We start from the raw sequence: 22,263 nt of genomic DNA, 5'->3' as shown, positions 1-22,263 counted from the left end.
TCTCATTAAAGATATAAAAAATATTTCTTTTTGTTTCTTTTTGTTTCCTTTTGACTTACTTTAGTAAGGTAAAAGGTAGGTAATGAAAAGAAAAGATAATTTATCCAGGGTTGAAAATGCTGCTAAAGCGGAAGATATATGGGATTTGGTGGTCATAGGAGGCGGTGCTTCCGGATTAGGAGTGGCGCTGGATGCCTTGTCTCGAGGCCTGACAGTTTTATTATTGGAAAAATCTGATTTTGCCAAAGGTACTTCCAGTAGGAGCACCAAACTGGTGCATGGAGGGGTCCGATATTTGGCTCAGGGAGAGTTGGGGTTGGTATTGGAAGCGCTGAAAGAGAGGGGCAGACTATTAAAAAATGCACCCCACCTTACGGTCAACCAGTCATTTGTAATTCCCTTATATACATTTCTGGATCGTTGGAAATATTCCATAGGGCTGAAAATATATGACTGGATGGCAGGAAGCCTGCGATTGGGAAAGTCCAGCTTTGTGTCAAAGGAAGAAACCTTAAAAAAACTCCCCAGAATTCGAAAAAAGGGATTGAGAGGGGGTATTGTCTACCAAGACGGACAGTTTGATGATGCCAGGCTTGCCTTGATGGTAGCCCGTACCTGCAATGATATGGGGGGCTGCATGGTGAATTACGCCAAAGTAAACGAATTGAGCAAAGATGAAAAAGGAAAAATCGAAGGGCTGACATTCCGGGACGTAATCGAAAAGAAAAGTTATCAGGTAAAAGCCCGCACTGTGATCAACGCGACGGGAGTTTTTGCAGATAAAATACTCCAGATGGATCAGCCCGGAACTCCGAAAATGATACAGCCCAGTCAGGGAGTTCATCTGGTAATGGATAGCTCTTTTTTGGGGGCAACAGATGCGTTGATGATTCCGGAAACTTCAGATGGAAGGGTCCTTTTTGCGGTACCCTGGCAGGGAAAGCTAGTCGTCGGTACTACGGACACGTTGAGAAAAAAGCCGAAAATGGAACCCCAGCCCCTTTCCTCGGAAATTGATTTTATTTTAGAAACGGCCGGACAGTATTTGGAAAAGGCCCCTACCCGGGATGACGTCCTTTCGGTATTTGCTGGTTTAAGGCCTTTGGCAGCACCCAAGGAAGGCAGTACAAAGACCAAGGAAATATCCAGAAGCCATAAAGTTATCGTTTCCGATAGCCAATTGATCACGATTACCGGAGGAAAATGGACGACGTTTCGCAAAATGGGAGAAGATACGGTAGACGCACATTACAAAATGCATGCATTGAAAGCTGTGGAAAGCAAGTCAGCCGACAAGCGATTGCACGGTTATACCGATACATTGGTGAAGGGCCACCTGCAGTTATATGGTTCCGAAGCAAAGGAGATACGACATCTACAGGATACAAATCCAGAATGGTCCAAGCCCATCCACGAGAATTATCCCTATACTGGTGCGGAAGTTATTTGGGCTGTACGTGAAGAAATGGCACAGAAGATAGAAGATTTTCTTTCGAGAAGGTGCCGGATTTTACTGCTGGACGCGAAGGCTGCATTGCATATGGCGCCGAAAGTTGCTGCCCTTATGGCATCGGAGCTGGGAAAAGATGAGGCTTGGATCATGTCAGAACTCGAAGAATTTTATAAATTAGCCAAGAAATATTTAATTCATAAATAAACCCAATGAACCAAAATAACCAATATTTGATGGCGATGGATCAGGGAACTACCAGTTCCAGAGCCATCATTTTTAATAAAAAGGGACAGATTATAGCCTCTGCTCAAAAGGATTTCGAGCAGCTATTCCCACAATCGGGATGGGTAGAGCATGATCCCAGAGAGATATGGACTTCACAGGCTTCGGTAGCGACAGAGGCCATCACCCGGGCGAATATTAGTGCCCATCAGATCGCAGGTATCGGTATCACCAATCAAAGGGAAACCACTATCTTATGGGATAGAGCGTCAGGAGAACCCATTTTTAATGCCATTGTATGGCAAGACCGGCGAACAGCTGCCTTTTGCAATTCCCTGAAGGAACAGGGCTATGCCGATAAGGTACGGGATAAAACCGGATTGATCATTGATGCCTACTTTTCGGGAACGAAAATAAAATGGATTTTGGACCATGTAGAAGGGGCAAGAGAAAGGGCAAAAAAGGGGGAGATTTGTTTTGGTACGGTGGATAGCTGGCTGGTTTGGAAAATGACCGGTGGGAAAGAGCACATTACCGATATTACCAATGCCAGCAGAACAATGATTTTCAATATTCATGATAAAGCCTGGGATGATGAATTATTGGAGCTTTTGGATATACCCAAAGCTATTTTGCCTGAAGTGAAATCCAGCAGTGAAGTATATGGCACCACATCCGGAGATCTGTTGTCTGCAAAGATCCCTATTGCCGGAATAGCAGGTGATCAGCAGGCCGCTTTGTTTGGTCAATTATGTACCGAACCGGGAATGGCAAAAACTACCTATGGAACCGGGTGTTTCTTGGTAATGAATACGGGAGAAAAACCCGTTAAATCCAACAATCAATTGCTGACTACCATTGCCTGGCAAGTGGGAGATCAGGTGCAATACGCGCTGGAAGGGAGCGTGTTTATAGGTGGGGCAGCTATTCAATGGCTAAGGGACGGCATTTCCGTTTTAAAGGACGCAAAAGACAGTGAGGAAATGGCTAAAACCCTTCCTGATAACGGAGGCGTCTACTTTGTGCCTGCGCTCACGGGATTGGGAGCACCCTATTGGGACCAGGATGCCAGGGGTGCCTTTTTTGGAATTACCCGAGGCACCACCCGGGCACATATGGTGAGGGCTGGATTGGAAGCCATTGCCTATCAGGTGTACGATGTACTAAAGGCTATGGAAAAAGATGCGGGAGAGGATGCCAAAGAAATGCGTGTAGATGGGGGTGCTACCGCCAACGATTTCTTAATGCAGTTTCAGGCAGATCTTACTCAATGTGCCATAAAAAGACCGGAAATTATCGAAACTACTGCCCTGGGAGCGGCTTATCTCGCAGGATTGGCGGTCGGATATTGGAAGGATATGGAAGAAATCAAAACCCTGTGGAAGGCAGATGAATCGTTTTCACCCAAACAGGATAAAGCGTCTATGGAAAAAAACCTTGAATACTGGCACAAAGCGGTAGGAAGATCTCTCAACTGGTTAACGGACTGAAAGTATGAACGTATTTGTAGCTGAATTTGTCGGAACATCCCTGCTTTTAGCCATGGGCTCAGGTGTTGTAGCCAACGTCGTTTTAAATAAAACCAAGGGATTTGATTCCGGGTGGATCGTAATCACCACGGCGTGGGCGTTGGGTGTTTTTATAGGAGTTGTGGTGGCAGGTCCCTACAGCGGTGCCCATTTGAATCCCGCAGTTAGTATTGGGTTGGCAATAGCAGGTGATTTTGAATGGAACCTGGTACCCAAATATGTATTGGCGCAGGTCCTGGGAGCCATGTTTGGTTCTGGCATCGCCTGGCTGGTTTATAAAGATCATTTTGATGCCACGGAAGATCCTGGATTGAAGTTTGCTCCTTTTGGTACAGTACCGGCTATTCGGAATTTGCCCTCCAATCTGTTATCGGAAATCATTGGCACCTCAGTGTTGATCATTGTGATCCTTTATTCTACTGGCCCTGTTTTACAGGACGGCCGCAATATTCCAATCGGACTAGGCTCGCTGGGTGCGCTCCCGGTAGCCTTTTTAGTATGGGTAATTGGTTTATCGTTGGGCGGTACTACGGGGTATGCGATCAATCCCGCTCGGGATCTGGGGCCCAGAATCATGCACCAATTGTTACCCATAAAAGGGAAAGGAGGTTCGGATTGGGCTTATAGCTGGGTCCCGATAGTGGGTCCAATATTGGGAGCAGCCGTTGCAGCGGGAATTTACCTGCTATTGGGAGTAGGGGGAATGGTTTGAAGTTAATAGCTTCTCCCTAATATCTGAATCCGATGAGAATCCAGCTTAATAAAGATAAAAAGGAGTAAGGTAAAGGACCAGAGAGAAGAGCCTCCATAACTAAAAAAAGGTAGGGGAATACCAACCACTGGAAACAAGCCAATGGTCATGGCAATGTTGATGGAAAAATGAAAGAACAAAAGACTCAATACACAGTAGCCATAAATTCTTGAAAAGCGGGTTTTCTGCCTCTCTGCCAGGAACACAAGTCTGAGTAGCAAGGCAACGAACAAGGAAATCATGACCAGGCTCCCTATCCAGCCAAACTCTTCTCCAAGCGTACAGAAAATGAAATCCGTATGTTGTTCCGGAACAAAATCGAATTTCGTTTGGGTTCCCTCCAGATATCCTTTGCCAAGCAATCCTCCCGAACCAATGGCAATTTTTGATTGGGTGACATTCCAGCCCACCCCCAGTGGATCTACATCCGGGTCGAAGAGCACCATGATTCGGTTTTGTTGATGGGGAGGTAATTTTTCTACCACCCTGTCCAGACTATAGGCATAACCGACCATCAAAATACCCAGAAAGAAAATACCTAACAGGTTTTTCCAGGACTTTTTACTGGCAAGCACCAGTAGAATTACTACCACAGCCAATCCTCCAAAAAGGTACCAGTTATTATTTATTGCCAGGGTGAGTACGGAAAGGCCAATAAGGCCCAGTGAAAAAATATAGTATTTTTGAGGCATTCCCTCCCGGTATAGCATGATGAAAAATGCGCTGTAGACCATCGCAGTGCCCGTATCTGGCTGGAGCATGATCAACGCAACTGGAAGGAGAATGATGCCCAGCGCCTTGGCCTGATGACTCAATTTACCCAGATCAAACGTGGGGTTTTCCATGAGTTTCGCAAGAGCCAGGGCCGTTGCAAACTTAGTAAATTCGGCTGGTTGGAGCCGAAAAATACCCAATTCAAACCAAGCCCGCTGCCCGTTTATCTCTTTTCCAATAAATGGTGTTAAAAATAAAATCACAATAAAAACCAGGTATAATACCAAGCTTAGGTTCTGAAAAAGCCGGTAATCCGCCACCATTATCAGGGTAATTAATACCACCGCAGTCCCTATCCAAATTAACTGTTTTCCTGAATTGATGGAAAAGTCAAAAATAGAGGTACCGATTTGCCCGTCGTAGACTGCTGCATAAATATTCAGCCAACCTACCAATACCAGGGCGAAATACAGGGCAATGGTTACCCAGTCTATTTTGTGAAAATATGTGTCTTTCTGTCTCAATTAATAAATGAATTCACCCTTTAACACGTACTCTTCCAGTTGTGGTCTGTTTATTTCCCGGGTGAGATATTTCTCAATAAGCAAACTGGCGGTGCTTGCCGCAGCCCGGCCTCCCCATCCGGCATTTTCCACATATACGGCAATCGCAATTTTAGGATCTTCTTTTGGAGCAAAGGCGATGAAGACGGAATGGTCCTCTCCTGCAGGATTTTGGGCAGTGCCGGTTTTTCCTGCGATGGCGATGTCCTTCATTATGGCTCTTGCTGCAGTTCCCGATAACGCGGCGGCCATGGCATCCTGAACCATGTTAAAATGCACCGAATCAATTCCCGTGTACTGTTTGGTTTTGAATTTCTCCGGGATCCTGGAAGGATCTCCATTAATGGCTTTAATTAAATGAGGGGTATAGTAATATCCCTTATTAGCAAATATTGCAGCCAGATTTGCCATTTGAAGGGGAGTTACCAGCATCTCGCCTTGCCCGATAGAGAGGGAATAAATGGTGGAATATTTCCAACGACCTTCACCATAAATCCGGTCATATAGCTGGCTGGAGGGGATGGAACCGCCCTTTTCCCCATGCAAATCGACTCCAAGGTCGGAACCTAAGCCGAATCTCATCACCGACTCCCTCCATTTATCCAATCCTATCTGCGTGTCCGTGTAGGTGTTTTGAGATATTTCGCGATTGATTATTTGTCGAAATGCCTGGTGATAGTAGGGGTTGCAGGAATTGCGGATAGCCCCGAAGAGGTTTACAGGACTTGGGTGGTTGTGGCAATTTACCAATGATCTGTTACACGCAAAGGTGGTATTTGGCGTTAGAATTCCCTCCTGCAATCCGATCAGGGACTGGACAATTTTGAAAATGGAACCCGGAGGATACATGGCCATGATAGGCCTGTTAAACAACGGTTTTTCTGGGTCAAGATTCAACATTTGATAATTTTCACCAAATTTTGCTCCAGTGAGAATATTAGGGTCGTAAACTGGGGCAGAAATCATGGTCAAAATTTCTCCTGATTTTGGCTCGATGGCTACCACCGAACCGCGTTTTCCGGTCATGAGTTTTTCACCGTATACCTGTAGCTCCAGGTCCAGCGTAGCCTGGAGGTTTTCCCCAGGTATGGATAGGGTGTCCAGATCCCCATTTTTAAAGGCACCCTTATCGATTCCCCTGACGTTTACTAACTTGTATTTAGCACCTTTTTTTCCCCGTAGTTCCGGTTCGTAATAGGATTCAACACCACTTAAACCTACGTAGTCTCCCTGGCTGTAATACCCGGCACTATCCCGCGCCAGTTGAGGAGCGTTGATTTCTCCGATGTAGCCAAGGGCATTAGATGCTGCAGATTGTGGGTAGGCCCGTACGGACCGTGTCATCACAAATAGTCCTTTATAATCAATTAGAAAGTCTTGAATCCGGGCAAATTCTTCATTGGAAATTTGCTTGATCAAAGGGGAGGGTTTTACCCAGGAATAATTTTTAGCGGCCGTAAAATTGGCTACCAATGACTGTTTTTCAATACTAAAAAGCTCGCAAAACCGGGTGGTATCCTCCAAATGAAATTCTCTGGGTATCACCATCAAATCAAAAACCGGATCGTTAAAAACCAGTAGTGAATTGTTTCGGTCATACACCAGGCCTCTGTAAGGATGGTCAACTACGCGTTGGATGGCATTTCTTTCCGCTTTCCTCAGGTAACTGTCGTCGGTGACCTGAATCAAAAATAACTTCCCCAAAAGTACGAACGCTATCAGTCCAATAGTGACTGCTACTACCAACGACCTGCCTGTATACATTTAAATTACCCTTTCTTTTTTATAAAACACTGCTTGCACGATGGTACCTACTATAAAGGTAAATGCCGTGCTGCTCACTACTCTTATAACGAGTGGTAAGTACAGTTCTGTTCCTAAACTATCGATATAAAAAAATAATAGATGATGTAAGAGTAAAAGCGGCAGGCTATAAAACACAAACCAGCCTATGCCCATGTTCAAGAAGGTAGGAGGGACATTGTCATCATATCCTCCCGTTGGAGTGTTTACCTTTATCCAGGGATTTCGGATAAAACCTAAAAATACGGCACTGGCAGCATGCATTCCCAGACTATCGTAAAACAGGTCGATCAAAAGACCCATAAAAAATCCAATGAGCATTAAGGGGATGGTAGGTATTTCGTGTGGAAGGCTTAAAATAAAAAAGGCGTAGAGGAAGCAAAAGGCGTATCCGAACAATACCAAGTCCTTCAAGATGAAAATCTGAACCAGAAAGTATACTATAAAACTAAAGCTGTATTTAAAGATTTTACCTGCGCTCATCGTTGTGGATTCATACTTTCTGTTTCCAAACTATCCAACTCCTCCCGAAGATCATTTTCTACCAGGTAAACAAAGTTCAATTTGCTAAAATCAGCGCTCAAACTGACGGTAATGTCCAGGTAGTTGGTTTCATTTCCAGGATTGGCTTCTTTGATCTTTCCTATGGAAATCCCTTCGGGAAAAACCGCATTGTACCCGGAGGTGACGATCTCCTGTCCGGGAACTACTTCTACATGGCGCGGGACATACAGTAGTTTGGCCTCGTCCGATTTCCTTCCATCCCATTTGGTTGACCCGATAACTTCCGTGTCTTTGATTTTAGAGGAAATCAAAAGGTCCGTGTGCAATAGAGATATCACGGAAGAAAAGTGATTGCTGGTACCTTTCACCCTGCCAATCACTCCTTGCTCATTAAAAACGCCCATCCCTTCCTTGATTCCATGAAGGGAACCCTTATTTAAAGTCAGGTAATTTTGACTTTGATGTATGCTATTATTGATCACCCTGGCCGACCAGAATTCAAAAGAATTGGCCAGCGTACTGTCTATTTTCAATTCCGACGAATCCCTAACTGGACTTAATTCATCCAGGCGGTTGAGTAAAGAAGCGTTTTTTTCCGCCAGTGATTGGTTCACTGAATACAAGGAAAAATAAGACATGAAATCGGTTTTAACCGACAGGACACTTCCGGTCAGCTTATTGCTGCTGTTAAAAAAAACCGCTCCCTGAGGTGAATTGTGGGTAAAAACGATCCCTACTGCCAACAACTCCAGGACAAGAAAAAGAATGAGTGCCCTTAGTCTATATAAAAATAAAAATATTTGCTGCATTCTATTTTTACGTCATGAGTACTGTTCTGAAATTATTGATGTTTTTTAATGCATTTCCTGTGCCTCTGACCACAGCTCTAAGTGGGTCTTCGGCAATGTGAATCGGCAATTTTGTCTTTTGATGCAACCGTCGATCCAAGCCTTTTAGTAGTGCACCTCCGCCGGTAAGGTGAATGCCATTATCGTAAATGTCAGCGGATAGTTCGGGAGGCGCGATTTCCAGTGCTTTAAGAACCGCTTCCTCGATTTTGGACACCGATTTATCCAGCGCAAAGGCTATTTCAGAATAAGAAACCTTGATCACTTTTGGAATGCCTGTCATCAAGTCCCTGCCCCGAATTTCATAATCTTCCGGAGCGTCATCTAACTCCGTCAGTGCCGAACCTATAGCAATTTTTACCTTCTCCGCAGACCTTTCCCCAATCAATAAGTTATGCTGCCGTCTCATGTAATCTAAAATGTCTTTGGTGAAGGTGTCCCCTGCCACCCGGATAGATTGGTCCGCAACAATTCCCGACAAAGCGATTAAGGCAATTTCCGTGGTTCCACCACCTATATCTACGATCATGGACCCCATGGGTTTTTCAATATCTATTCCGATACCTATGGCAGCAGCGATGGGTTCGTAAATCATGTATACTTCTTTACCCCCGGCATGTTCTGCAGAATCCCTTACTGCTCTTTTTTCTACCTCTGTAATTCCGGAAGGGATGCAGATGACCATTCGATGCGATTGTGGAAACATACCTTTGTTATGACCTGGAATCATTTTTATCAGACCTCGTATCATCTGCTCAGCAGCATAAAAGTCGGCAATTACCCCGTCTTTAAGCGGGCGAATGGTTTTGATGTTTTCATGCGTTTTTTCATGCATGTTCATGGCTTCTCGGCCCACTGCCAACACTTTATTATTGGTTTTATCTATGGCGATAATGGACGGTTCGTCCACCACAATTTTTTCTTTATGAATAATAAGCGTATTGGCTGTCCCCAAATCAATGGCAATGTCACTGGAAAAAAAGTCAAATAATCCCATCTTGGTCTTTTCTAAATTTAATGATTGTTGTTCCTTTAAAGGTAGCATATTTCAGCCCTTTAAAAGAACGGGTGCCTGCAAAAATAGTATCTTATTTCGGATTTATTCCTTTATGCCTTCCCCTATTTATTCTTAGTTGCTTCGAAACCAAAAAAAGCCCGGAACCAAGTACATATGCTTCCGGAATTTCTCTGTATCATTTTAACTATAGTTTACGCAATCTATCGAAGGCCACCACAAATTAGTGTTTGAAGTGTCTGACGCCTGTCATCACCATACTCATGCCGTGGTCGTCACAGTATTTAATACTATCCTTGTCTTTTATAGATCCTCCAGGCTGAACTACTGCCCGGATACCTGCCTGGTCCGCAATCTCAACGCAATCAGGAAAAGGAAAGAAGGCATCCGATGCCATCACTGCATCCTTCAGATCAAATCCAAAAGACCTGGCTTTTTCGATTGCCTGTTTCAAAGCATCCACCCGACTGGTTTGTCCTACTCCGCTGGAAAATAACTGATCTTTGTTACTCAAAACGATGGTATTGGATTTGGTATGCTTGCAAATTTTCAATGAAAAAACCAATGCATCCATTTCATCTTCTGTGGGAGCTTTTTCAGTGGCCAGCTGAAATTCTGATTTACTTTCTGTTTTCAAATCCTTGTCCTGCTGCACGTAACCATTTAATAAGGTCTTTACCTGATCGGTTCCTGTCAATTTTATTTTTTGCTTTAAAAGAATGCGGTTTTTTTTCCCCTTTAATACCTTCAAAGCATCTTCTTCAAAATCTGGAGCAATCAACACTTCGAAAAACAAGCTATGCATGGCTTCTGCAGCCGCTAAGTCTACCGTTTTGTTGGTAATCAAAACGCCACCAAACGCGGAAAGGGTATCTGCGGCAAACGCCTTTTCATACGCTTCTTTTACATTTTGACCTAGTGCCACACCACAGGCATTGGTATGCTTTAGGATGGCAAAGGCGGTTTCACCTGTAAATTCTTCGATCAGTGCCACGGCTGCATCTACATCCACCAGGTTGTTGTAAGATAACTCTTTGCCATTTAACTGCTCAAATAAGCCTTCCAGATTTCCATAAAAACGGGCTTTTTGGTGTGGGTTTTCCCCATAGCGTAATTCCTTGGATTTTTCTTCACTAATTTTCAGCACAGGGATGCTTTCTTCCCGATTGAAGTAATTAAAAATCTGGGTGTCATAGTGTGAGGAAACATGAAATGCCCGAGCCGCAAAATACCGACGATCCTTACCTGTGAGCGACCCGTTCTGGGATTTTAGTTTTTCTTCCAATTCACCGTATTGATCCCGGGAAGCAATGATGGTCACATCTTGAAAGTTCTTGGCTGCTGCTCGGATCAGGGCGATGCCCCCGATGTCGATCTTTTCGATGATGGCCGATTCAGTTGCTCCGGATGCAACCGTTTCTTCAAAGGGGTAAAGGTCTACAATGACAAGGTCAATTGCGGGAATAGCGTATTCTTCTGCCTGGGCCAGATCTTCTTCATTGGCTCTGCGGTGTAGGATTCCTCCAAAAATCTTGGGATGAAGGGTTTTGACCCTGCCACCAAATATTGAGGGATACCCCGTTAAGTCTTCGACGGGAGTTACTTCGGCTCCCTGGTCCTGGATGAATTTTTGCGTGCCTCCGGTAGAATAAATTTTGACACCATATTCCTTCAAAAGGCCAATAATGGGTTCGAGGTTATCTTTATAATAAACAGATATAAGCGCAGATTTTATTTTTTTTTCAGCCATTAGGTGTGTTATTTTTTTTGTTTTCCATTTTTGGTAGCCGATGCATTTGCCTGACCCCAATAAACTGGAAATATCATTGGTGATTGTGATTTGAAATTTCTTTTAAGGAGGCAAAGGTAGGAAAATCAGGGCATTAAATCAGGCTTTCGATCACATTTGGATAGTATTTGTGTTCCAGAAAATGGACTTTATCTGCGATCTGTTCGGGACTGTCCTTTTTATCAATGGGAACAGCCGCTTGAAAAATAATCTTTCCCTCATCGTAATTTTCATTCACTAAATGGATGGTAATTCCGGTTTCCTCATCCCCAGCATTTTTAACTGCCTGGTGAACACGCATTCCATACATTCCTTTACCCCCATAATTGGGGAGGAGCGCAGGATGTATGTTAACTATTTGGTCGGGAAATGCTCGAACCAAACCCAGGGGAAGTTGAAGCAAAAACCCTGCAAGTATTACAAAATCGACCTTGTTTTTTTTCAACGCCGCTGTTACTACCCCATTTTCCAAGTCAGATTTGGAAAAAATAAACGTTGGGACATTGAATTTTTTCGCTCTTTCCAGTACCAGCGCATCTTTTTTGTTGGAAGCTACCAATACAACTTCTCCTTTGGTGGAGGATTGGAAGTATTCCATGATTTTTTGGGCGTTGGTTCCGCTTCCTGAAGCGAGAATGGCAAGGTTTTTCAAAATCTAATTAGTTTAAATAAGTTGTGAAATGATATAAAAAAGAAAGTCAAAATCGTACGGGAACCTGTAAGGGCTTATTCTACAGGAAAATGTACAGCCACTTCCGGATGCATGGTGTAAAATCGAAATTTCGTACCATCAGGAACCAGGATGCCGCTGGACTTATTATCCCCCATGATGGGATTTTGGGAATATTTGGTCCATTGAACCAGATCTTTGGACACGGCTACATTCATGGTCCAGTCACTCCAGTCTTCCAGGGAAGTGCCGTGGTAATATGCGTAATAATTATCTTTGTATTTTATTACCTGGTTTACCGCTACCCCGTATTGATCATAGGTCTCGGGGCCCATGTGGATCACGGGATCATCCTGTACGTTGGTCCAGGTTTTCAGGTCCTCTGAGGTGGCCAGCCAAATTCCCTGATCATTCCGTTCGTAAAATAAGTACCAGATTCCGTTTTCTACCCAGACGGTAGGGGTGCCGTAAGGGCCTTCACTCAGTGGAGATCCATCCTGCTGGCGAATATCCAGGTTTCCTTGGTTTTCCCAGTGGATTTTGTCTGTAGATGTCAGCATTTTGGCTATGTCGTTTTTCCCCTCTGCAAACATGTAATAACGTCCTTCATGTTCCCATACCATCATGTCCTCTACCCAACTTTCCTTGAAAATAGGGTTTTCCTCGAACCGGTTCCAATGAATCCCATCTTCAGAACGAGCATATCCCAGCTTGAGGATGGTATTCTCCTCGTAATCTTCAAATCCCGTGTACCACATGTGATATCCGTCTGCTTCTTTTAAAATAAAACCCCGTTCCCTAATCCGGCGATCCCAGGTATTTTCCCCGGTACCACTGAAGATAGGGTTTTCGGGATGGGGAGTGAATTCGATTATTTCTTTGGGAAAAGGTAAATTATCCTCGGTTTCACTACTTTTTTTAGAAGTGGAATTAGGCTGGCAAGCTCCGATCAGGGAACAAACCAAAAGTGCCAGGAACTGAATCAAAATGTTTTTCATATCTCAATATAGCGCAATTAATAGAAAAAATTAAAGAAAGCCCATGCTAAGAATCCCGGTAAGCATAAGGATTTTTGACAAGGTGCTCAGTTCGGTGAAATGAGATTTCCGGTCTGCTTTGTATATTTTCACCATAAAAAGACAAAAGAATACACTCAACAAACTGAAATAAACAAACAACAAGGGTTCGTTAATTTTAAATGTGACAAAAAGAATCGCCCCGACGAAAAGTACAGCAATGAAAAAGATTATTTGTTTGGTTTTTCTGAAGCCTAATACGATGGGCAAGGTGCGGCAACCGTGTTTCCGATCCCCATTCCGATCTTCGATGTCCTTTAGTATTTCTCGTATTAGGTTTATAAAAAAGGCAAATAAGGCATAGGTAAGGACCAACAGCTCCGACTTTTGGTAATAAAGGCCTACAATCCAAATGGCTAAACCGGTAAGAGAGGCCACTGTAAGATTGCCTATAAAGGGCAGTCGTTTAAGCGAATTGCTGTAGAGCCAAAGTAGGAAGGCTGCCAGAAAGGTAATGGCACCAATTTTTGGATGGACTAGCATGCCCAAAGAAATTCCAACCAGATTCATGACTGTGTGCAGGATCATGACCATTCTACGTTTCATTCCCTTTCCGATTACAACAGCCTTGGGCCGATTTACATAATCTATTTTTACATCGTAATAATCATTGATCATATACCCTGAACCGGTGAGAATCACTGTGGAGGTGATGAGCAGGTACAAATGATAGTCCAGCAAAATGAATTCCCCAGAACGGGTAGTGCCCACCAGAAAAAAGGCGGTCATTAATTGCGCAAAAGCAACCATGAGCAGGTTTTCCGGACGAATGATTTTCACAAACGCACTGAAGGTAAAAGCCGGAGAAGCCTGTTTATTTTTCATAGTGCAAAATAACGACAATGGTAGCAATAAGGATAATATTTCCCTGGAAAAAAAACACACCGCCTGTCATAAGAAAAAGGTGGTAATCAATAAGCTATCCTAATGACTGTCAAGGATATCCTGGGACACCACCTGGTATATTTCTGCCCATTGTTCGTTTGTTGCTAAAAAACGAAGGTGATTTTCCAGGGTGTCGAAATCCCCCCGCATGGCAGGCCCTGTTTGGGATGCTCTAGCCCCCATTTGAAGGGATTTGTTGATTTGCTCAATGATCAGTGGTTTTAACATCTCAAAGTCCAGGCCCTGCTGACTCATTAAAGACTCGGCCACTAATAGCATATGGTTGGTGAAATTTGAAGCGAAAACGGCCGCAACGTGAATGGCACGCCGCTCAGAGGAGGGGACAAGGTAATAGGGTGAAGAAAGGCTTCGGCATAGGATCTTGAGTTTCTTTATTGTTTCGAATTCATCTGCTTCCAATAAAAAGGGCACCTCCTCAAAACCAATGTCTCTGCCTTTGCTTAAACTCTGGAGCGGATAGAGGATACCCGTAAAATCAGCTGAGCTTTGTGCCAAAATATCTAGCGGCAGGACACCGCTTGTGTGTAGCAGCGTGCTGTTTTCTGGGAGTAATATAGCCTCTGCAATGTCTGCAACGGCTTGATCACTCACGGCGAGGATATAGATTCGTGCCGAACTTTCGGTGAAATCCAGCACGTCGCTTGCCTCCGTGCCATAAAGTCGGGAAGAAAGTTTTTCAGCGGCAGCTAAATTTCTCCCATAGATTTCTGTAATGACATGGCCCGCGTTTTCCAGTGCTGAAGAAAGGTGATAGGCTACATTTCCAGTACCAATAATTGCAATCGTGAATTTCATACCTGAAAATTAAAAAAAATAACCCCTAATTCACATCAGGGGTTAGGTAAATTCCGAAAGACCGGTAGTTATTCAAGACCCTTTCTCTTCATTTTCTGAAACTCATCAAATCTTCTGAAAATGGCAACGCTAAATCCGATTAGCATCACGATGGTGCCCAACCAAAGGACATTGATCATGGGTTTAACAGCCGCTTTCATCACTACATAGTCTTTTTGATAGGTACTTATTTTAAAGACGAACTTATTATCTTCCGGTACGATATTTTCTACCTCGACTTTAATTCCCAGGTCATTATCAATATCCGGGATCTTACCCACCTGATTCCCTCGGATCAGAAAAACAGGAGCCAGCTTTTTCTCCACATCGTAATCCAATATGGTAAGGTTGGCTTTAACAGCAACATCTCCCTCCTCCAAAGGTACCCCATCCAATTCATTGACCACTTCAGCTCCTTCAAATCGGGTGACAAAATCGTTAATGAAAAATTGATCTCCCGGAGCAGCATTCACTGATTCCGCCTCTTTCCATTCGGGTTCCTCGTAATCGTTTATTGCAGAGACGTGAGTATACAGGTCCCGGGTCAGGTATCTCTTAGAATCCGGGGAGGAAATCAATCCCATGGTAGGATTGGGCTGCGACATGGGGTAAAGCGTGAACTTTAATTCATCTTCTTTATAATATTCTACTTTAAAATAAGAATTTTCTTGTAGAACAAGATTTACAGTATCTCCCTTTGGATGGTATAGTTCTTCATTAACCCCGATATCTTCCAGTGCCACTGCCTCGTTTATTGCACCCGTAGCCTCTAGCGCATCTGCTTTTACATAGCCGGGAACTCCGGTTACCTTTTTATACCTTCCCCTGTAGATGACTTCGTACTCTTTCATTTGCAAGGGTTTGTTGATCCAAAGCAAGACGTTCTCTTTGTTCAGCTCATCCTCCCAATCTTTTTTATACGTCAGACCGGACATGTTGATGGAGATGGTGTCCGAATAGCCGGAAGAAAACATCACCCCTATCAGCACCATCCCCAACCCAATATGAGCCAGGGAACCTCCGGAAAGCTTGAATGTTTTCTTTCTTATAAGTTTGATAAGGATGGTACTGTTAGCAACGATGGTAAAGGCTCCTGCCAGAACGATCACGATGTAAGTGACGTCATAAACTTTCCCTATGGTGATGATCAATGCTGCCAGCACCATAGAAATGATATAGGGAGTGACCAGGGAATTTTTTAGATCCTTTTTATCCATCTTGTTCCACCAGAAAAACTGACCGATCCCTGTCAGTAGTGCCAGGGCCACGGCAAACCAAAGCTGAAACTTGGTGTAAAATCCAATCTGATCTGCTGGGGGAGCCAGATTTGAAAGGCCTCCAAAACTTTCGATCAACGCATTGTAAACTGGAATAGAAGTTGGAATAATTACCTGAAATGCCATTAAACCCAGGGTAGTGGCACCGATAAATATCCAGAATTCCCTGGAATAAACAGAAGCCTCTTTTTCAGAGGTAGGAATGTATTTCCATTCCCTGACTGCCAGAAAAACAGCTACTGCCAAAAAGAAGAGCATGTAAATCAGCAGCTGTCCCGAGAGACCGAGATCAGTAAATGAATGCACCGATGAATCGCCCAATACACCACTTCTTACGAGAAACGTAGCATATAATACCAAAATAAACGAACTGATAACCAACACCATGGACGTTTTCAAAGCGGTAGTACTCTTTTTGAAAGTAATCATGGTATGGATAGCTGCCACCATAATAAGCCAAGGTACATACACCGCATTTTCTACCGGGTCCCAGTTCCAATAACCTCCAAAATTAAGCGTTACATAGGCCCAATAGGCTCCCATGATTATCCCCATTCCGAGGATCATGGCAGAGAAGATGGCCCAGGGCAAAGCGGGCCGAATCCATTCGGAGTATTTTTTTAATCCAAGTCCCGCCATCAAAAAGGCAAAAGGGATTAGGGTAGAAGCATATCCTAAAAACAGCGTAGGCGGATGGATGACCATCCAGATGTTTTGAAGTAGTGGATTTAAGCCGGTTCCATCTTCAGGTACGAATTCGGGGTTGATCTGGAAAATGGGTGCATCGGAAACATCTCGAAGCAACATGAAAGGGGAACTGCCGATTTTGATATCTCCTATCACTACTCCTAAAATCATGGAAACCAAAAAAGCCTGCACCAGCATAAATACCAGCATTACCGGGCCTTCCCAAAACCTGTTGGTGTGTATGACCACCAGTCCCAATACCACATTCCAGAAAATCCAAAGAATGAAAGCTCCTTCCTGACCTTCCCAGAAGCTGGATATCATGTAATGAACGGGTAGGCCTATCGAAGAATGGGAATAGGCATAAAAATATTCAAAACGGTGGCTATAGATAATTTCGAATAAGGAAAATGCGATAGCCACTGACGCGATTCCATGAATGTAGAAAGTGATCCGGCTAAAGTTTCTCCAGGAAGGTTTTTCCAGTTCGCTGGCACGGGTAAAATAATAATAGGAAATAGCGGAAATCAACGCACTGACAAAAGCCAGGATTACCATGAAATGGCCCAGATTACCCATAAAGGTATTCATCATATTCTACTTTAATTTAGGGTGTGTTAATTCCTGATGTTTCAGGATGAGGCAGTTTTGACATCAGTCTCCTGATATTTGGAAGGGCATTTCATAAGAATTTTGTCTGCAACAAACATTTCTTCGGTTTTGTAAGTACCAATCACCACTACCTGTTCAGATCGGATAAAATCTGCAGGAACGGGTTCATTATAATACACCTGTTGCTCTATTCCTTCATTGTCTACCATTACAAAAGTGAACGAAGTTTTATCTTGTCCCACTTCAATGCCTACAACTTTGCCTTTGGGATCTTTCTTTAGCTGACCTACTACGTGAATGGCCTCCGTATTGCCGTTTATTGCCATTGATTTGGCAGTGGAGAAACTTTCATAGGTACTGGCGTCGCCAATGGAGGTAATGATGATGATGATGGCCACCCCAATGATTCCCAGGCCGATAATATGTCCTCTTTTCATGTGTTAATCGTTAAATTTTTTCTCCAGCCCGCTGATTTTGCGATCCGTCTGTATGACATAAACCAGAATTCCCCCCAAAACAATTCCAATTATGGCTACTAAAACGTAGATTTTTCCTTCCGAACGCATGCCATCAGCCATTTGGACTGTTGAATTTTGATAATCTTCCGCCGTAATGTCGATTTTATCCTGAGCTTTTCCGGTAAAGCTAATTAATAAAAGGAGGATGAAAATGATTTTTTTCATGTGTTTATAATTGTCTTTAAGCGGCCATATGGAATCTCGCATGCTTTATAATCATCCCTCTGTGTGTCGCCTCCATCATGCTCGATTTCATGTTACTGGTTAATCAATTTGTCTTCTAATTTTCTTTCCAAACGTCTGAAACGAACCCGGAGCGTACTGATCCAGGTACCCAAGAGAGTCCAGCCGATGATGGCGGGATAAAATACCGTTCGGAGATTGCTATCCATGTCGTAAGCATTAAACCCAGGGTTTCCGCCGTTCCCTGGGTGAAGGCTATCTGTTAATCGGGGTAAAATGAAAATGAGGGGGATAAATGCTGCAAAAGCAAAAATACTGTAGACAGCACTTATTCTAGCCCGCTGATACACATCTGTCAATGAATTTCGTAAAACCAGGTATGCAAAGTACATCAGCAAGCCAATAGCCGATGCATTAAGCTTGGGATCATTCGTCCAGTAATCTCCCCAGGTAAATTTAGCCCAAATCATCCCGGTGCTAATTCCCACCACACCGAAAAGGATGGCCGTATTGGTGAATTCTACTGCCATGTCATCGTGAACTAAATCGCCTGACCGAAGGTGCAGAATCCCATAATATACGGCAACAATCAGCATCAGCAGCATGCCAAACCACATAGTCACGTGGAAAAACAAGGCCCGGATGGTTTCATTTAAAATCGGCAACCTGGGCACATCTATTAACAAACCTGCAATTATCGTATAGGCAAGGAGCATTATGGCCAGTATTTTCCACCAATAAGTTTTCATTTACAATTATTTTTAGGAATCGCTCTTTTCCTGTTCCTTCGGCGTAACTAAACGACCTTCTCCGGCCAGAAATAAAATTTCAGATTGGGAAATTAAGCCCGGAGAATGGAAGAAATCTTCCCGTCAATTCAGTGGCAAAAATAAGTGTTTCTAAGCGATTTATTCACAATTGTTGGGTTTATTTGCTCACCGGTCGAGAGCTGGTAAAAAGTAGGTATTACCTACGGCAAATGGTGTCTCAACTCCGCCAAAGGTAGGGAAAAAGAATGTAGGAACTGACGGCTACAATGGCATTAATGGCCAATAGTGTAAGTATTTTTTCTGCATTGATCTCCCTATCCAGGCCATCGATCGCATTTTTTGAAACCTGAATGGCCATAAGGAGAATGGGGATCAGCACTGGAAAGCTTAAAATGGCCATCAAGGTGCCGTTGTTGCTGGTTTTGGAAGCAATGGCCGAAACCATTGTCAGGGAGGCAGAAAAACCCATCGCTCCTAAAAATAGGTTGAGCAGAAAAAGGGGTTGATCAGCTACCGGATTTCCAAAAACGATCCCAAAAACCCCATACCCTAACAAAGCTAAAAGCAGGGTAAGCAGGGTGTTATAAATGGTCTTGGAAAGGATGATCGCTTCCGGGGATGCGATCATGTAGTAATACAACTGCCTGCCCTGATGCTCTTGCACAAAACTTTTAGCCACTGCATTTACGGAAGAAAATAAAATAATGATCCAATAGAGGGCATTCCATACTGGTACTCCCAGATTCCCCTTACCGGCACCCATACTAAGGTAGGTGATAAAAACCGCGCTGATCACGTATAGCAGAATCCCGTTGATGGCGTACTTTTGTCGCCACTCCAGTACTGCTTCTTTTCTGACCAATAGGACTATTTCCTTCCACATACTGCGGCAAATATAGGCAGAGGGATATTATTGTCAGCGAAAATAGGATTAATTTATCCCATTGACCTCTGGGGATTAGCCTTAATCAATGGAAGGAGGGTATTTCTGGTAGGGTATCTTGTTTATTGTGATAACCGAAATCTGGAGAAATTGAATTGGCAAACCAAATTTGTATTTTTGTTATGGAAGGTAAAATGACAAGTGAGATGAAACCAAGGCGAGACTTCATGAAAAAGATTATTTTAGGAACGGCAGCAAGTCTGACTCCAATTTATGGGCTGCAGGCCTGGAACAAATTGAAGGTATCAATTGGAGAAAAGTCCTTTGTGCCGGTAATGTTGACACCCTACAATAAGGATAAATCGGTGGACTATAAAGGGTTGGAATCCCTGACAGATTATTACCTGGCAGCCGGAGCCAGGGGTTTGTTTGCCAATTGCCTCAGCAGCGAAATGTACGACCTGAGCCCGGAAGAACGATTGAAAGTGACGGAAACAGTAGTTAAGCGGGTCAATGGGCGCTTTCCAGTGGTCGCTACGGGTTCATTTGGAGAAGATACTTACGAGAAGGCGACGTTTTCCAAAAAATTGGCTGATACGGGAGTGGATGCGGTCATTATGATTACTTCCCATTTTGCTGCCCCTGAAGAGTCGGATGAAACCATGATTCGCAACCTGGAATCTTATCTGAACCAAACCAATTCCCTGGCCTTGGGGACCTACGAGTGCCCCAGTCCATACAAACGGGTTTTGTCCCTGGAAGTGCTTGATTTTCTTTTGGGTACCGGGCGGCTGGTTTACCACAAAGACACCACAGAAGACATCGAACATATTCGTAAAAAGCTTCGCCTGTCTCAGCGTTCTGACCTTGGCCTTTACAATGCTCATATCGGGAGCGCTGTCGCCTCTCTACGGGCAGGAGGAGCAGGGTTATCCCCTATTGCAGGCAATTATTACCCCGAAGTAATTGCCTGGGTTTGCCAACATGCCGAAAATCCCGAGAAAAAAGCGGAAGTGGATTGGCTTCAGGAAAAGTTGAAGGCAATGGAATCCAGAATTACCGTCAATTACCAGCTATCTTCCCGGTATTTTCTGAATAAATCCGGTATGAACCTGGAACTTACCAGCCGAAGGTCAAACTCCTCTCTAACTCAGGGCCAGCAACAACAAATTGATCAGGGATACCGCGAAGTTCAGGAATGGAAAGAACAACTGGGTATTTAACGCCAGTTAATTACAAGGAAACCCATTTTCAAACATTACGAAATCCATTCAAATCCAAGGTAAGGGACCAATACCTTAGGCATTTTTATTCCCCGCTCACTTTGATTGTTCTCCAGGAGAGCGGCTACTATCCTGGGTAATGCCAAGGCACTCCCATTTAGTGTATGGGCCAACACCGTTTTTCGGTCTTGATTTTTGAAACGCAGTTTTAATCGGTTGGACTGATACGTTTCAAAATTACTTACCGAACTTACTTCCAGCCACCTTTCCTGCCCGGCAGAAAAAACTTCCATGTCGTAGGTTAGGGCTGAAGTGAAGCCCATATCTCCTCCGCAAAGCCGCAGCACCCGGTAGGGAAGCTTCAGTTTCTGCAGCAGCTGCTGTACGTGAAGGCTCATTTCCTCCAGAGTAGGGTAAGATTTGTCAGGGTGGGTTATCTGGACGATTTCGACTTTGTCAAATTGATGCAGTCTGTTAAGACCTCGTACATGCGCGCCCCAATTACCTGCTTCTCTTCTGAAACAAGGGGTAAACCCCGCATTCTTTTTAGGTAAATCAGCTTCGGCAAGCACCTCGTTTCGGTACATATTGGTGATAGGGACCTCCGCGGTAGGGATCAGGTAGAGCCCGTCTTCGGAGGCCATGTACATTTGGCCTTCCTTGTCCGGTAATTGACCTGTGGCATACCCACTTTCCTCATTAATCATAATAGGAGGCTGGACCTCATGGTAACCCGCTTTTTCCGCTTCATCTAGGAAAAAGTTCACAAGGGCCCGCTGTAATTTGGCTCCCTTTCCTTTGTAAACCGGAAACCCAGCTCCTGTGATTTTAACACCCAGCTCAAAATCGACGATATCGTATTTTTTAATCAATTCCCAATGCGGGAATTTTTGTGTGGGGCTTAATTCGGGGATTTGTCCATCTTGTAATACGACTTCATTGTCTTCAGCGGATTTGCCTGCAGGCACCGATTCGTGCGGTATATTCGGTATGGAGTAGAGTATTTGCGTCAGGGAGTTTTCGCAGCTACTGTATTGCTCCTCCAACGCTTTAACCTGAGATTTTATAGCAGCCGTTTGTTCTTTGATGGTTTCTGCTTCTTCTCTTTTCCCACTTTTCATTAATTGCCCAATTTGCTTTGCGAGGGCATTGGATTCGGCCTGTAGGGAATCTCTTTCTACCTGCGTTTGCTTCCGTTTATCATCCATATCCATCACCTGCTGAAGCAAGGCATCCGGATTTGGAATGTTTCTTTTTCTTAATCCTTCGCAGGCACGCTCGAAATTTTCTCTTATTTCATTTACCTGAAGCATAGGTGGAGGGCTTTTTTCAGTTTAAAATTCAGGCTGCAAAGATAAGGAATATGTTTCGTGCAATAGGTATTTTACAGATAATTTGGAATACCTGATTGGCAAAATTGTGTGAATTGACTA

General features: G+C 43.8%; 20 protein-coding genes. 4 read left to right on the top strand and 16 right to left on the bottom strand.

Features of this window, described 5'->3' with window-relative positions; all coding sequences use genetic code 11:
* The first annotated feature begins 82 nt into the window (after positions 1–82).
* Genes GKS34_RS06410 through GKS34_RS06400 form a run of 3 tightly spaced genes read left to right on the top strand, consistent with a single transcriptional unit; the run spans position 83 to position 3,916 of the window.
* Positions 83–1,657: a glycerol-3-phosphate dehydrogenase/oxidase gene (locus tag GKS34_RS06410; protein ID WP_163383983.1), complete on the top strand. Its 1,575-nt coding sequence runs from the start codon at positions 83–85 to the stop codon at positions 1,655–1,657.
* Positions 1,658–1,662: 5 nt separating this feature from the next.
* Complete coding sequence (glpK, locus tag GKS34_RS06405) at positions 1,663–3,165, top strand: glycerol kinase GlpK (protein WP_163383982.1); 1,503 nt, start codon at positions 1,663–1,665, stop codon at positions 3,163–3,165.
* 4 nt (positions 3,166–3,169) lie between these two features.
* Positions 3,170–3,916 (top strand): MIP/aquaporin family protein, encoded by a 747-nt coding sequence (locus GKS34_RS06400; protein ID WP_163383981.1) that lies wholly within the window; start codon positions 3,170–3,172, stop codon positions 3,914–3,916.
* A gap of 2 nt (positions 3,917–3,918) precedes the next feature.
* On the opposite strand, the gene rodA is transcribed toward GKS34_RS06400, so the two are convergent.
* The 15 genes from rodA to GKS34_RS06325 all read right to left on the bottom strand — a co-directional run bounded on the left by rodA (position 3,919) and on the right by GKS34_RS06325 (position 19,607).
* Complete coding sequence (rodA, locus tag GKS34_RS06395; protein WP_163383980.1) at positions 3,919–5,193, bottom strand: rod shape-determining protein RodA; 1,275 nt, start codon at positions 5,191–5,193, stop codon at positions 3,919–3,921.
* Positions 5,194–6,996, bottom strand: coding sequence for a penicillin-binding protein 2 (mrdA, locus tag GKS34_RS06390; protein ID WP_163383979.1), 1,803 nt, complete (start codon positions 6,994–6,996; stop codon positions 5,194–5,196).
* Positions 6,997–7,518, bottom strand: a complete 522-nt coding sequence (locus GKS34_RS06385; RefSeq protein WP_163383978.1) for a rod shape-determining protein MreD — start codon at positions 7,516–7,518, stop codon at positions 6,997–6,999.
* Positions 7,515–8,348, bottom strand: a complete 834-nt coding sequence (gene mreC, locus GKS34_RS06380; protein WP_163383977.1) for a rod shape-determining protein MreC — start codon at positions 8,346–8,348, stop codon at positions 7,515–7,517. Before mreC ends, GKS34_RS06385 begins: the two co-directional genes overlap by 4 nt.
* 7 nt (positions 8,349–8,355) lie before the next feature.
* Entirely contained in the window at positions 8,356–9,384 is a 1,029-nt protein-coding gene (locus GKS34_RS06375) for a rod shape-determining protein (protein WP_092172517.1), read from the bottom strand.
* 241 nt (positions 9,385–9,625) lie between these two features.
* Positions 9,626–11,152 carry a bifunctional phosphoribosylaminoimidazolecarboxamide formyltransferase/IMP cyclohydrolase gene (gene purH / locus GKS34_RS06370; RefSeq protein ID WP_163383976.1) on the bottom strand — a complete coding sequence of 509 codons (1,527 nt, stop codon included), beginning with the start codon at positions 11,150–11,152 and terminating at the stop codon, positions 9,626–9,628.
* A 133-nt stretch (positions 11,153–11,285) separates the two neighbouring features.
* Positions 11,286–11,843, bottom strand: a complete 558-nt coding sequence (purN, locus tag GKS34_RS06365) for a phosphoribosylglycinamide formyltransferase (RefSeq protein ID WP_163383975.1) — start codon at positions 11,841–11,843, stop codon at positions 11,286–11,288.
* 74 nt (positions 11,844–11,917) lie between these two features.
* Positions 11,918–12,859 carry a glycoside hydrolase family protein gene (locus GKS34_RS06360; RefSeq protein ID WP_163383974.1) on the bottom strand — a complete coding sequence of 314 codons (942 nt, stop codon included), beginning with the start codon at positions 12,857–12,859 and terminating at the stop codon, positions 11,918–11,920.
* A 30-nt stretch (positions 12,860–12,889) separates the two neighbouring features.
* Entirely contained in the window at positions 12,890–13,762 is an 873-nt protein-coding gene (locus GKS34_RS06355; protein WP_163383973.1) for a geranylgeranylglycerol-phosphate geranylgeranyltransferase, read from the bottom strand.
* Between the two features lie 99 nt (positions 13,763–13,861).
* Complete coding sequence (locus GKS34_RS06350) at positions 13,862–14,638, bottom strand: Rossmann-like and DUF2520 domain-containing protein (RefSeq protein WP_163383972.1); 777 nt, start codon at positions 14,636–14,638, stop codon at positions 13,862–13,864.
* A 68-nt stretch (positions 14,639–14,706) separates the two neighbouring features.
* Positions 14,707–17,235, bottom strand: a complete 2,529-nt coding sequence (gene ccsA, locus GKS34_RS06345; protein ID WP_163383971.1) for a cytochrome c biogenesis protein CcsA — start codon at positions 17,233–17,235, stop codon at positions 14,707–14,709.
* A gap of 38 nt (positions 17,236–17,273) precedes the next feature.
* Entirely contained in the window at positions 17,274–17,690 is a 417-nt protein-coding gene (locus tag GKS34_RS06340) for a cytochrome c maturation protein CcmE domain-containing protein (protein ID WP_163383970.1), read from the bottom strand.
* Positions 17,691–17,693: 3 nt separating this feature from the next.
* Positions 17,694–17,936, bottom strand: coding sequence for a CcmD family protein (locus GKS34_RS06335; RefSeq protein ID WP_163383969.1), 243 nt, complete (start codon positions 17,934–17,936; stop codon positions 17,694–17,696).
* Between the two features lie 92 nt (positions 17,937–18,028).
* On the bottom strand, positions 18,029–18,703 hold the full coding sequence (gene ccsA / locus GKS34_RS06330; protein ID WP_163383968.1) for a cytochrome c biogenesis protein CcsA: 675 nt from the start codon (positions 18,701–18,703) through the stop codon (positions 18,029–18,031).
* Positions 18,704–18,941: 238 nt separating this feature from the next.
* Positions 18,942–19,607, bottom strand: a complete 666-nt coding sequence (locus GKS34_RS06325; protein WP_163383967.1) for a heme exporter protein CcmB — start codon at positions 19,605–19,607, stop codon at positions 18,942–18,944.
* A 227-nt stretch (positions 19,608–19,834) separates the two neighbouring features.
* On the opposite strand from GKS34_RS06325, the gene GKS34_RS06320 reads away from it, so the two are divergent.
* The gene (locus GKS34_RS06320; RefSeq protein WP_240459213.1) at positions 19,835–20,830 is read left to right on the top strand and encodes a dihydrodipicolinate synthase family protein; all 996 of its coding nucleotides are present in this window, start codon (positions 19,835–19,837) and stop codon (positions 20,828–20,830) included.
* Between the two features lie 35 nt (positions 20,831–20,865).
* Here the strand turns inward: GKS34_RS06320 and serS are convergent, their stop codons facing one another.
* Entirely contained in the window at positions 20,866–22,143 is a 1,278-nt protein-coding gene (gene serS / locus GKS34_RS06315; RefSeq protein WP_163383965.1) for a serine--tRNA ligase, read from the bottom strand.
* Between the last annotated feature and the right edge of the window lie 120 nt (positions 22,144–22,263).

The sequence above is a fragment of the Cyclobacterium jeungdonense genome (assembly GCF_010994275.1).
Taxonomy (GTDB): domain Bacteria; phylum Bacteroidota; class Bacteroidia; order Cytophagales; family Cyclobacteriaceae; genus Cyclobacterium; species Cyclobacterium jeungdonense.
The sequence above is the reverse complement of the archived record's forward strand: the minus strand, read 5'-3'. Positions and strand labels throughout refer to the sequence as shown.